Origin of the sequence: Paenibacillus sp. GCM10012306 (genome assembly GCF_042649265.1) — a bacterium.
Lineage (GTDB): Bacteria > Bacillota > Bacilli > Paenibacillales > Paenibacillaceae > Paenibacillus_AQ.
Map to the genome: position 1 here is coordinate 186,054 of NZ_JBHRYW010000008.1, position 12,527 is coordinate 198,580.

11 protein-coding genes are annotated in these 12,527 nt (G+C 40.2%); 4 read left to right on the forward strand and 7 right to left on the reverse strand.

What is annotated here, in order from left to right:
* Positions 1–260 precede the first annotated feature (260 nt).
* Positions 261–1,409: an SAVED domain-containing protein gene (locus ACFORK_RS18510; RefSeq protein WP_379201611.1), complete on the forward strand. Its 1,149-nt coding sequence runs from the start codon at positions 261–263 to the stop codon at positions 1,407–1,409.
* Positions 1,410–1,453: 44 nt separating this feature from the next.
* On the opposite strand, the gene ACFORK_RS18515 is transcribed toward ACFORK_RS18510, so the two are convergent.
* Complete coding sequence (locus ACFORK_RS18515) at positions 1,454–2,446, reverse strand: DGQHR domain-containing protein (RefSeq protein ID WP_379201613.1); 993 nt, start codon at positions 2,444–2,446, stop codon at positions 1,454–1,456.
* Between the two features lie 143 nt (positions 2,447–2,589).
* Here ACFORK_RS18515 and ACFORK_RS18520 point away from each other — a divergent pair, with 143 nt between their 5' ends.
* On the forward strand, positions 2,590–2,940 hold the full coding sequence (locus ACFORK_RS18520) for a helix-turn-helix domain-containing protein (protein WP_379201615.1): 351 nt from the start codon (positions 2,590–2,592) through the stop codon (positions 2,938–2,940).
* A 727-nt stretch (positions 2,941–3,667) separates the two neighbouring features.
* Here ACFORK_RS18520 and ACFORK_RS18525 read toward each other — a convergent pair.
* The 6 genes from ACFORK_RS18525 to ACFORK_RS18550 all read right to left on the reverse strand — a co-directional run bounded on the left by ACFORK_RS18525 (position 3,668) and on the right by ACFORK_RS18550 (position 10,814).
* Positions 3,668–4,051 (reverse strand): DUF6262 family protein, encoded by a 384-nt coding sequence (locus ACFORK_RS18525; RefSeq protein ID WP_379201617.1) that lies wholly within the window; start codon positions 4,049–4,051, stop codon positions 3,668–3,670.
* Positions 4,052–4,081: 30 nt separating this feature from the next.
* Positions 4,082–5,758 (reverse strand): tyrosine-type recombinase/integrase, encoded by a 1,677-nt coding sequence (locus tag ACFORK_RS18530; protein ID WP_379201619.1) that lies wholly within the window; start codon positions 5,756–5,758, stop codon positions 4,082–4,084.
* Between the two features lie 305 nt (positions 5,759–6,063).
* The gene (locus tag ACFORK_RS18535; protein ID WP_379201621.1) at positions 6,064–8,097 is read right to left on the reverse strand and encodes a tyrosine-type recombinase/integrase; all 2,034 of its coding nucleotides are present in this window, start codon (positions 8,095–8,097) and stop codon (positions 6,064–6,066) included.
* The gene (locus ACFORK_RS18540; protein WP_379201623.1) at positions 8,078–9,193 is read right to left on the reverse strand and encodes a tyrosine-type recombinase/integrase; all 1,116 of its coding nucleotides are present in this window, start codon (positions 9,191–9,193) and stop codon (positions 8,078–8,080) included. Before ACFORK_RS18540 ends, ACFORK_RS18535 begins: the two co-directional genes overlap by 20 nt.
* A gap of 343 nt (positions 9,194–9,536) precedes the next feature.
* Complete coding sequence (locus ACFORK_RS18545) at positions 9,537–10,118, reverse strand: YitT family protein (RefSeq protein ID WP_379201625.1); 582 nt, start codon at positions 10,116–10,118, stop codon at positions 9,537–9,539.
* A 177-nt stretch (positions 10,119–10,295) separates the two neighbouring features.
* Complete coding sequence (locus ACFORK_RS18550) at positions 10,296–10,814, reverse strand: DUF3231 family protein (RefSeq protein WP_379201627.1); 519 nt, start codon at positions 10,812–10,814, stop codon at positions 10,296–10,298.
* 185 nt (positions 10,815–10,999) lie between these two features.
* Between ACFORK_RS18550 and ACFORK_RS18555 the strand changes: the two genes are divergently transcribed.
* A complete protein-coding gene (locus tag ACFORK_RS18555; protein WP_379201629.1) occupies positions 11,000–11,215 on the forward strand; it encodes a hypothetical protein in 216 nt (71 codons plus the stop codon).
* Positions 11,216–11,400: 185 nt separating this feature from the next.
* Positions 11,401–12,411, forward strand: a complete 1,011-nt coding sequence (locus ACFORK_RS18560; RefSeq protein ID WP_379201632.1) for an ABC transporter substrate-binding protein — start codon at positions 11,401–11,403, stop codon at positions 12,409–12,411.
* The last annotated feature ends 116 nt before the right edge of the window (positions 12,412–12,527 follow it).

Below are 12,527 nucleotides of genomic sequence, written 5' to 3' on the forward strand. Positions count from 1 at the left end.
TGGAAGTGGTCTAATGAATTACTATATGAGGTTATTTGAAACCAGACAACCAGTAGCCATCTTGAATTTTTTAGTTATCTTGGCTTTTCGAAGATATCGTGGACATGCACCATGCCCATGTGGAAGCAGTAATAAATTAAGAAGCTGCCATGGTCCTTCTCTCTTAGAGCTTCAAAAGTATCAAACTCCAGAAGAATTTCAGTCTGATCTAATCGCTTGTCATTTATATTACAAAAATTATATTAAGGAGCGAAAAACGAATGTCTGAAACCGCAGTTCCTCCGCATATTTGTAAAATGCTTTGGGGAAAAGCAGCAGGTCGTTGCCAGTATAGAGGATGCAATGTACAGCTTCATATCGACCCTACAACAAAAAAACTCATGAATCGATCTTACGTTGCTCATATCATTGCCGATAGTCCGAATGGACCGAGAGGAGATGAAGAGCTTTCTCCGAAATTAGCAAAAGCAATGGAGAACGTAATGTTGCTCTGCGACGCCCATCATCGCTTGATTGACGTAACAGACGTCGCTGGCCACCCAGCATCGCTACTTCAAGAAATGAAGAAAGAACATGAGGAACGTATTGAATTGGCCACAAATGTACAATCAGAAAGGCAGAGTCTTGTGGTTCTGTACGGTTCAAATATCGGAGAGCATAGTTACCCTATCTCCTATGAGCAAGTAGTTCCGGCGCTTCTGCCTCATCGGTATCCAGCAGAATCAAGAGCGGTTGAATTAAGTTGGAAGAACAGTTCGTTCTATGATCATGAAGAAAAGTTTTGGGAAATGGAACAAGAGAATCTCAAGCGGCAAGTAAAATCGAAGCTCATACCTGATCTCACTTCCGGCCAATACAAACACGCCTCCCTTTTTGCCCTTGCTCCTCAGCCATTATTAACCTTCTTAGGGACGATGTTATCGGATATATTCCCGACGGATGTTTACCAACTCCAAAGAGAGCCAGAACAAAAGTGGGGATGGGTGGCTGATGAAACTCCACTTGAGTTCATTGTTTATCCACCGCAAAAAATATACCCAACCATCGCGTTAGCCTTGTCTTTGAGTGCTACTATCGATCCCTCCAGAATCACTGAAATTCTGGGGGAGGAAACATCCATTTGGACTGTAACAATGGCTACCCCAAACAATGACTTCATAAAAACAAAAGAACAGCTTATGTTATTCCGGCAAACGCTAAGAGGGCTATTTGATCAGATTAAACTCACTCATGGGCAGGATAATTGCATCCACGTCTTTCCGGTAACAGCTGCGTCTACTGCAATAGAACTTGGAAGAGTTTGGATGCCAAAAGCCGATTTACCACTTGTGTTATACGACCAAAGCAAAAAAACAAATAAATTCATTAAAGCGATTGAAATAAAAAAAGAAGTTGAGTTGATATCTTAGGAATCAATAAATTTTTTCCTAGTAATAAAGAACAAATGCTGCTCTTATCGGGGAAGCATTTGTTCTTTAAGATCAATGGCTAGCGTTTTGGAACCACTCATCCCTTTTAGGTATCTTAGTGCTCCTTGCGCAGACCAGTCCACAGAGAGTTTTTGGATATACTTAGGGATGGCTGCAAGATCGACGTGTTTTTTTCCTTCTTTCATACATTTAAGTAGCACATCATGGCCGGCCAATGAAAGTGCATCAAGACAAACGATATGCGTCAGTCGGTATTCCTTATAATTAGACCATTCTTCAGAAAATTTCTTCTGAATTGCCTCGTAATATGTCAACGCAATAATGAGTTTTTCTTCTTTTGACAGACTGGAGACTCGATAATCTGCAGTTAACAAATGAAGAGTTCGATACAGATTCTGCAGCGTCACGTGTCGACCTTTGCTTCGTTTCCCAATAATCGTCCCAATGCTGTAAAAGGGGCTTTCTTTTCGTACCATCAGTTCCGTTGAAATCCAGCTGATATCGTCAGAATCCCGTCGAAGAAACTTACTAAGGGATGGCCCAATACCCTTTGCCTTTGTATTGATCGTATCGAAAAGCTTTATTTCTTCATCTTCATCCAAAGAGTGAAATGCGAGAAAAGGTACATTCAGATCCGATTGGGTTTCTCCAATATACTTCTGGATTCCACCCATCCGATGCTGACCATCCATCAATGAAGCCTTCCCTTTACATAGAAGCCGCCCAAAGGTTGGACGCTGGCCATCATAGGGGGAAAACTCCCACTGAGAAGCTGCATTAAGTAAAATCGGCGTAAATAAAGCATCTTGTCCTTTGGACAAATACATTGCAAAGTCATCGCATCTTTTGGAATCCACCGGGCGTTGATAGCCTTTTCCGGATGGTAAATCAAAAGGCTTGACATAGGTTAACTGCACGCCAATCGAAGCCGGAAAGTAACTTTGATAAGCGATTCTGCCGCGCATTTTGCATTGGAGTACATTTTCTATTACAACTTGATTTGGTAGCATGTTCATGGTGTATAAATCTCCTCGAGAAATAGTCATGTATATATAAATATAGATTTTTTAAAGACTATTTTCAAATGGAAATATATATGTTTTGAGTATATTCAACTTTGGTGTTTATTCTCCTACTCTTTTAAAGAGGTGATAAACACTTGCCTAAATTAGCCGGTTATGTAGGTTCCAACGTAAAAGCGCTTAGAAAAAAACGGGGTTTATCTCAGGAGCAACTTGGGGAACGAGTGCAGCAGCCTCAGTCCTATATTGGTGGGATTGAACGCGGAGAAAAGAACATTTCTTTAGAAACACTTCAAAAGTTATGTTCTGCACTGGGGGTTAGGCCCAGTGAAATAATTGAAGCTCCAGTTCGAACGGAGCAAAACGAAAAAGATAGATTAATTGAATTGATTAGTGGTTCTCTTCAGAAGCGATCGACCAATGAGGTCAGAGCATTGCATAAGTTGATTGGGGATTTGATTAAGATGCTTGATTTGGACTTGAAATAAAAAAGCAGCCTATTGTGGCTGCTTTTTTGTTTGCAAAATCCGACAAGCATTTACAGCAGCGGGCGGAAATGAAAATTAAAGTAATTGACCAACAGGGCTGGTTTAAACAACGAATCGTGTGTGCAGAGCACTCTTCTATTGGAAAAAAGGTATCTGTTATATTTTGAAGAAAACTATGTAATGACATCATTTTGGGAATAGACGGACAAGCTTAGTGCAGCTCCGCCGTTGCCATCGTGTTGAAGCGATGTATCTGAAATGACAACCTGAAGTGAGCTACAGCTTATTCTTCAGCTGGCCGTCGGCGACCATACCAATCGCTGCTCGGCGGGAGGTATTCGGAAGCAGACTCAGAACCAGGTGTCGTCATCGGTATGATTGCAGCAAGTGATTTAATTCAAAAGCACAAGGCGGCATATAGATCCGGCGTGTCCGTCTAAAACTTTATATTCCGAGTCTAGCACTATATTTTTTAGTGTATAACTTTATGTGCTTCTGACATCAACCAATTGCCGTCTAACGTGGGTACTCCCTCTTGTAAGGGGTTTATTCTTTGTAGAGAAGCGGAAGGTGTTCAGAAGGCACATAGAAGGTCTTAGAAGGGTCCTGGGATTGATCATGGGTGGAGATGTTCAGAACCTCTGGTGACCGCTCATCCCTTCTAGGAACCTCTTCATTTAGAACAAAGACCTAAAGAATCTATTTCTTTGAGTTATGACATTTGTATTTATATTTCGTTATAGACTAATCCAAAATGAATTTTTAGCTGCTCTTTGAGTTGCTTATTTTCTTTTTCCAGTAGGGTGATACGATTACGTAGCGATACGATAATTACATCTTTTGAAGCTTCACTGGTGCTTCGTTTTACTTGCTTTGGAGACGAAAGACCCAATTGTTGCTTGCGGAGGATTTCAATGCGTTCTCTGATCTGAGCATCCTTATAGAGAAACGCTTTTGATACATCAGCCTCCTCTGAAACTGTGTTAAAGTTAATCTTCATTTGCTTTTTTATCATTAGTTTCAAAGCTGAATCCACTTTTTTTATGGTTGTCTCTTTTTTGAATTTAGCATGGGATAGAAGTCCTTTGTAATTTGGATGAGGATTAGACATCGTAATTCCGCCTTTTCTTTCGCTTTATTTTTAGGGCTCTTCAAAGAGATTTTCAGATTTTAAGAGCGATGATACGATCTTTTGATAGATCTGCAACTTGGGTTGAATAATCTCGCTGGAACGAGTTCGACCTGATTTTGTGAATATGTCTATATCTGATTTTATTTTATGAATTTGATCTTCATAATACGAAAGGAACGATTGATCGACATGAAGGCTGGGGCATTTGTTCTTAATACAAGGAGGTTCAATATTATCGTTTAGAAAGCTGCAAGTGATCTTCGGACTTTTTATACAGAATCCATGATCCATACGAATAGAATCAAGATTATGCCTAATCCACTCCAGTTCAAGTTTGTTTTCTTCCGCTTGCTGAACAAGATCCGCCTCGATTATATGGCCATCCACGTCAAGTCTGACGGCTCCTTGATTTTTAACTCGTTCCCATTCTTTTCTAGCTGTGCGATCATGAACTTGCGCATAAATCAGTGTCATTTCTGGACTTAAGTGAGCCATTAATTTTTGTACATGAAGAATACTCATTCCATTGTTGATTAGAGTAATTCCATAACGATGACGAAAAGCGTGGTTTCTAAATTTAAAAACTGAGCTAGATTCATCTACGATATTAAATTTGTAAGCTAACTTATTTAAGTGATGAGAAATCGTAGTTGTAAGATAGGGTTGTCCTTTTTTTCTGCCGGATAAGATGGGAAATAGGTACTCGTTTGGGTTTCCATTTGGAATACTATTTTCCACATATTCTATTTGTGCTTTAATGACATCTGCAATTTCTGCAGATACGGGAACTTTATGACTATCAATTCCAACTTTACGTTGTGCTCCAGAAACCCAGTACCCTTCTTCTTGATGTAGCAGGCAATCCTTCTTTAATAGTAAGACATCACAACTACGAAATCCGGTTGCTTCCATTAAGAAAATAATGGGGATAATCTCTTTAGGAAGATTATGAATGTGATCGATCACCTGGTTCCAAATGTGATCTGGAATATATTTTATATCTTCACTTCGGGTCCGCTTTTGTTTCGCTCTATCCATGGGAAGAATAAGCCTCTTCACAAGGGCTCTGGGAGCCTCTTTGAACTCATGCCGCTGAATATAAGCCATAAAAGCCTCCAGTGCATTTAGGTACTTGTTGATATGGTCTTTTGAAGCCAGCTTACCCGTATTTCTTCCGGTGTTACTACCAAAACCCATTGGCGTTTCTCGAAGGAAACTGATATATCTTATAATATGATTTCGATTTAATTCATTTAAACTGTCCCAACTAGGATAATTCACAGTAACGTAATCAAAAAATAACCTTAAAGAATTGAATGATGTAAAAGCAGTACTCCAAGCAAGGGATTGCTGGATAACAACACGTTGGTAAAGATATGTTTTTACTAATTCTCTAAAGGGAGTAGCGATTTTTTGAAAATCTAAACAATATCTCGCGTCGGTATTATTAAATCCAATTCCCAACTTCCGAACATCCCACTTATCTTTTTCTACTTCGGGACGGCTATCATAGAGTTCATGAATAAACTTATACAACTTGATGTAAGCACTGATACGTGTCCGATATGAGAAACTCATTTCTGAGAGGTTTAAAGAAGAAAGAAATAATCTGTATTGATATAAGAATTTCTCATGGGGCACATCCAAAATGGATGAAATATTAGGGAAGTGGCTACTAATAAACATTCCCAAATTCCTTAAGGCAGATGAGTCTTCAGTCCATACTGATATTCTTTTATCTTTTGTTAATCGAATATAAAAAAAGTACTTTATCTCTGTTTTTAATGAGATACTTTTGAAAATTTGAAAATTAAGTTCACGCCTCGAACTCGATGAAGCCTCTTTACGGTCAGGGAAATTACAAAGTTTCCATACATCGGACTCATAATATCCCTTCAAGTGTTTTTCGATTTGTCTATGCTGCTCGAACGAAATAATGTTGGTTTGAACGGTACTTTCTGGAATGTTCAGCTTTATATCTCCTCTGTTAATTATTGGGTGTATTCCCTTTTTTCTTTTGATAAGCCCATAATCCCATTATTTAATTTTATTTCTTGAACGATTTGTTTATATCTCTCTAGCTTGGGAGTAATAATTTCAATTGAACGTAACCGCCCTGCCTTTGTATATACTTTTATATCATCATTAATTTTATGGATTTGATCTTCGTAATAAGCAATAAATGTGGTATCTACATGAAAACTCCGGCACTTATTTTTTATGCAAGGAGGATCTAAGGTTGTATCGAGAAAATCACAATGTTGGCTTGTATGCTTAATGCAAAACCCATGTTCTAATCGTATGGAATCCATGTTATGTTTAATCCACTTCAGTTCTAGCCCAACTTCGCTAACTTGTTGCTTTTTTTCAACAGATTGCAGAACACCTGTATTATTGAATCGCAAACCTTGATGGTTCTGTACTTTTTCCCATTCATTGCGCAATGTTCCATCCAGAATTTCTGCATAGAGTAGAGTAACTTCAGGACAAGCATGAGCCATCAGCTTTTGGATATAGACAATGTTCATTCCATGATTGACTAATGTTACTCCGTAACGATGACGAAAAGCATGGTTTTTAAACCAATAGATTTCTCCATTCTTATCTCTAATGTTCTGTTTATAAGCCAAATTATTAAGATTTCGAGAAACTGTAGAACCAAGAGGAGGGGTTCCCTTTTTTCTACCCTTTACGTTCGGAAAAAGATAATTATTGGGATTCTCAGAGGGAGAGAGCATCGTGCTAATATATTGGACCTGGGCCATTACTACATCCGCAATTTCTTTTGATATTGGAACCTTATGATTAACTCTCTTTGTTTTGATTTGATCTCCCTGAATCCAAAAGCCATCTTCTTGTTCTAATAAACAATCCAACTTTATCAGTAACACATCGCAAATCCGAAATCCTGTTGCTTCCATGAGCAAGATTATAGGAACTATGGTTGAAGGGAGAAATTTGATGTTTTCAATAACTTGTTCCCAGATGTAATCGGGAATATAGTTTAATGTTTCTGCTTTTCTCTTTTTTTGTTTTGGCCTGTCCTCAGAGAGAATCAAATATTCGACGCTCTTTAAAGGTGCTTCTTCATATTCAAAAACTTGAATGTAGTTTAAGAACACTTGTAATTCAATTAATAATCTATATACATAATGCTCGGTTGGTTTTTGACCAGCTTTTGAGCTATTTCCACCCATAGGCATAAAACGAATATACTTAATAAACTTGATAATATCTTCTCGGGCAAGATCTCTCAATGTGCTCCAATCGGAATGTGTTTGATATATAAAGTTAAGGAATAGACTAAGACGGAATAGTGAGGCGACTGCTGTTACAGCTTTCAAATTTTCTTTAAGGATTACGCGTTCGTGGATATACTTTTTGCACAATTGTTTGAAAGGTACTGGAATTGAAGAGAATTTGAGATATTTTGAAGTAGACGTGACATTAAAATCTGTATTAAGTTTCTGTATATTCCATCGATCTTTCTCAAACTCGGGAACCTCGTCATATAATTCAACAAAAAAAGCATGTATCGATCTCAATACTGTTATTCGTGTATTATCTGATTGATCAGAAGCATTGTATTTTTTTTCTACGAGACCAGGATATCTTTTTTTGGAAACGGGCTTACCAATTTCAAGTAGAAAGGTTCGAAAGCGTGTAGAGAATTCGTCAATAGGTAGTTCTATGATAGATTCCATGTAGGGGAAATATCTATTTAAGAATTTACCCAGGCTTTTCAGTACACTACTATAATTCCTCCATACCGTGGTTGTTGTTAAAGCACCTTTTGATAACTTATGGTAAAAATAATATTTGATTTCATTTTTAATCACATGATTTGAGAAGTAGCCAAAATTGATGACTCTAGGGCATTGGGTCCATTTCTCTATTTCTTTTTCATCCAATAAAGGAAAGTCACGTACCGCCCAGATGTCGTTCTCATAATATCCGGTTATAGCAGTATTTATTTGTTGCAGATGCACTGCAGATGGTTTCAGTTTAATCGTTGGATTTTTCATGTTTTCTTTTCCTTTGTTTATTTTCTTGAGCTGCCTGATATTCTTCTCTTATTGTTTCATCCGAAGGATGCACATACATTCCAATTGTGGTTTGAACCTGTGCATGACCAAGTAATTTGCGTAGAATAGCAGCATCTACTCCGTATTTGTGCATTTCAGTTGCGTATGTATGCCTCAACATATGAGGCGTAAAGTCAACCCCACACTTATTTATTATCCGAATGACGAACGAACGTACTGCCCAATACTTCAAAGGTTTTCCCTTATTAGGTCCACTAAGGTTAACAAAAACAAAATTAGTATCAAAATTTGAAGTATGAATATCAATGATATAATCTTGAAATAAATTTATTGTATTTTCAGAAACATAAACGAGCCGTCCTTCTCCAGCGTCTGATTTTGATTCTCTTACTCTTATGCTGTTGTTACTAATATTGAAGTCTTCAATCCACAACGAAAGTAGCTCACCAATTCGTAATCCACCTTCGTACAGAACATGGAGAATTAAACGATCACGAATATTGCTGCACCCTTGATGTATTGATTGAATTTGTGCTTGTGTGAGTGTTTTTATGTTCCTTTTTGGTGGTTTGATCTTTAAAATATTCTTCTCGATTTTTTTATCTTTTGTTATGTGATGAAGAAAGGGTTTGAATGTAATCCTTTTTTGTGATGATTCTTTTGTGATGTCTTTCAAGATGTCTTGATCTATGTTGTCGGTTCGCTCTAAAAAATCATAGAACCCTTTAACACATGTCATAATAGCATTCACAGTATTCTCGGACCTCAAAGCTGTGACTGGCATCATAGGAGAGACGTTTTCCTTAGAATAAGGATTCCTTAACCACCCTATGAATCGAGCAAGTAGCCTAAAATTGGCATCTGTATATAGCTGCTCAGCTTCCTTTAAAAATTCAAAATACAGTTTTAGATGATAACAATAAGTTTTAAGAGTATTCGGCCTTCTACCGATGTCATCCAGGTATTTTAGATATTTGATTGCAGGAATAATAGGATTCCCGTGAGAATCTAACAGCATGTATCTGATTTTATTCTCCCCGTTAACATCAGGGAATATTACTTCTTGTACTTTCATACTTCTCCCTTTCCCCCAACAGAATATGTGCCCTATTTATTGAGTAGTCAAACCTCCTTATCTATATAGACTTTAGAATCTATATTTTTTTAGTGCAATTAAAAAGATTACAATTAAACTTAAAAGAGGTAGATGCTAACGTTATAAACGTTAACACCTACCTGAAATAATAGTCTAATTAAGTCGGACAGCATAATGATGCGTTCTTTATTCATATTCGTCACTCTCCAAGTAAAGCGGTAGAAGCAGATACGTAGAGGCGTTATTTTGACGGGGGTGATAGTTGATTGTTATTATAATACGAACATATGATCGTGTATATGCATATTTATTTCCATTCGTTTCAGTCTTGTAAGGTACACAGGCCGGTAGCCACTGCGCCGGAGGTGATGGTGAAGAGGGAGTGAACAAAGGTCTCCTTGGAGATCAGCAGGCCGCCAGCGCCAATGATCAGGGCATCCGTCACAAAGATGATGACCCCGACGTTCAGCGGTACATAGCGGGTAAAAAATTGGGCCAACAGATCCGTGCCCCCAGTGCTAGCTTCAAAACGCAGCATCAGTCCAAGGCCCAATCCCATCAGGAACCCGCCGATAATCGCACTTGAGATGGGTCCGAGTTCTACATAATAGAGGAAGTGGTACTGGAAGGGGGCCACGAGTTCAATGAGTAGGGACGAGCATAACAGGCCAATCAGGCTATTGAGGAAGACATTGCGGTTGATGAGCCAGGCCACTAAAAACACAGGAAGGCTGCAGACCACAATGGCAATTCCGATATTGATACCAAACAAATAGTTGATAATGAGAGCTATGCCGATAATTCCGCCATCTAGAACTTTATAAGGGACAAGGAAAAAGTTGGTCCCTGCGGCAATAAGCAAACTTCCCAGCAAAATGATGGCGTATTTGGACCAAGACCTCATATTCAACATCTCCACATTTAGGCATGTCTTATGAATATGCTTGTCATTGGTAAAAAATTGCTTCTGGAAGAAGAAAAACTCTTATCATGAACCTGCCATTACCATGGGGCCGTGTAAGCAGTGAACACCTTCCAATATGGAAAAAGACCCTGCTTGCGCAGGATCAGAGTGAGGGGATTAGACCGGCACGGGTTCCGGCCGTTTAAGCTGCAGCGGGGGCGGGATGAGCCAGCCCTTCTGCTTGTTGATCCGCAGGAGCGCAAGCCCCAGGGAAGCCATGGAGGCATGAATCTTCATGAACAGGGCGCCGACATCCTCACGGATAGACATGCCCATAATCTGGCTGCATTCGACGAGGCTCATGGCCACCCCGGCGGACAGCGCAGCGGCAATCTCCGGATCGGAGAATCGGGCTCCGGCTGGAATGTCCGCCATCTTGGCGGAAGGCCGATCTGGCAGCGTAGGAGTAGGGAAGACACCGCTGGCTTTAAGGAGCTTGTCGCATTCCTTGATCTCCCCTTGGGCCTGATCCATCAAGTCATCAATAATTTTCTTCAAATCCTGATCGCCTGCATGATAATGGTAGGCCTGCAGGGCGGATAACGACATTTTTGCTTTGGCGGAAAATTGCCACACCCCGAATATTTCGCCGTAGTGCATGGGTTCGTCTTTAGGATTACCGCTTAGAATGCCCATTGCGTATTACTCCTTTATAAATAGTTTATGAACGTGTAAATAGCTTGTCCGGCAACAACTGTTTTATTCCGCTATGCTGAGTTGAGGAAATTTAAGGCTTGCAGCACTGATTAAATACAGCTATATTATTAATAGTAATAATTACTATTAAATGAGCGATAAGGTCAAGGAGCGAATAAAAGAAGATGGATTTTACATATAAAGTGCTGGAAAGTGATATCGATCTGCTGGCCTTGGCGCTGTCCGAGACGCTTGTAGCAGTGGCCGTCAAAGGCGGAGAAGCTGAGGATATTCTGGAGCTTGGAGGACGGATCTGCGAGTATACCCCCAACTGTGTCCGTATCCGTGGGCTGTCATACAGCCGGGAGCTGTATGAATTTCGTGTTCTGACAGGTGGTTGAGGCTGGCAGAAGACGAGAGCGCAGCCCAACTACAACATAATGGACTCCGCCGTCGTCAAGCGGGAGCAATCGTTTGTATAAGAAATCGGGAGAAAAAGTGCATTGAACAAAGGATCAGCTGTAGGTTACCATTGTTCTTGTCATCATATGAGAATGATAATCAATTACAGTTGAGGTGGAGAAAGATGCTTAGATGGGGTCAAAAGGCTGCATGGACAGCTTTGTTAATGGTAGCAGTACTTGGGGTGACAGCTTGCGGGGCCAATAATACGCCTAAAGAAGCAGCTGCAACGAATAATACAGAGAAGACTCAGTCAAGTGCTGAGACGGCTGGCAAGACCGAAAACACCACTGAAGACAATGCAACACGGAAAGTAACCGATGAATTCGGAGAGGTGGAAATTCCGGTTCATCCGAAGCGCGTAGTCGGTCTATATATTGAAGATTATCTAAAAGCACTGGGCGTCACACCGGTGGTTCAATGGTATCATCCGAACTGGGGCAAACAGGATTATCTTCATTTGGATGTTCCATTGTTTGATTTTAGCGGCAACTTGGAAGCACTTCTGGACCAGGACCCTGACCTGATCATCGTGGATGGGGGCGTGGACAAGGAGAAGTACGATCAGTATTCCAAGATAGCACCGACCTACCGGTTGAAGGAAGCAGTTCTACAGGACTCTGCCGAGACGCTGAAGGCTGTTGCAGATGTGCTGGGCATTCCTGAGAAAGCGGAGAGTGTGCTAGCCGAATACAAACAGAAGGAGGAAGACGGAAAGGCTAAGCTGCAACAGGCGGTTGGAAAAGAAACCGTGGCGGTGATCCGGCTGAATGTTGCTGATAAGACACTGGCTTTGTTCGGGATTAAGAACCGGTATACCGGGGTTATTTACAGCGAATTTGGACTTGAGCCTGTTCCTATGGCAGCCAATATGACGGATTCTCAAGCGATTATTTCAGAAGAGGTTATCCCCGAGCTAGAAGCGGATCATATTATCGTGTTCCCGGCCAACGGAACCTGGGATGACCCGGAGAATCAGGAAGCCTACAAGACATTGGAAGGTCCCCTGTGGAAAAACATCCCGGCGATCAAAAATGGCAAGGTGTACAAAATGGAGCGTTCCCACTGGCAGTCAGGCGCCATCACCGCTAACTCCATGAAATTGGACGATCTGTTGAAATACATGGTGAAATAAGACAAATATCAGAAGAAAGCTCTCAACTTCGGTTGAACAGCTTTCTTTTTTGTTTTACACTGAATTAGTGAAAATCATTCTCAATTAAGAAGGAGCGGAAGAATGTCGTGGATCAT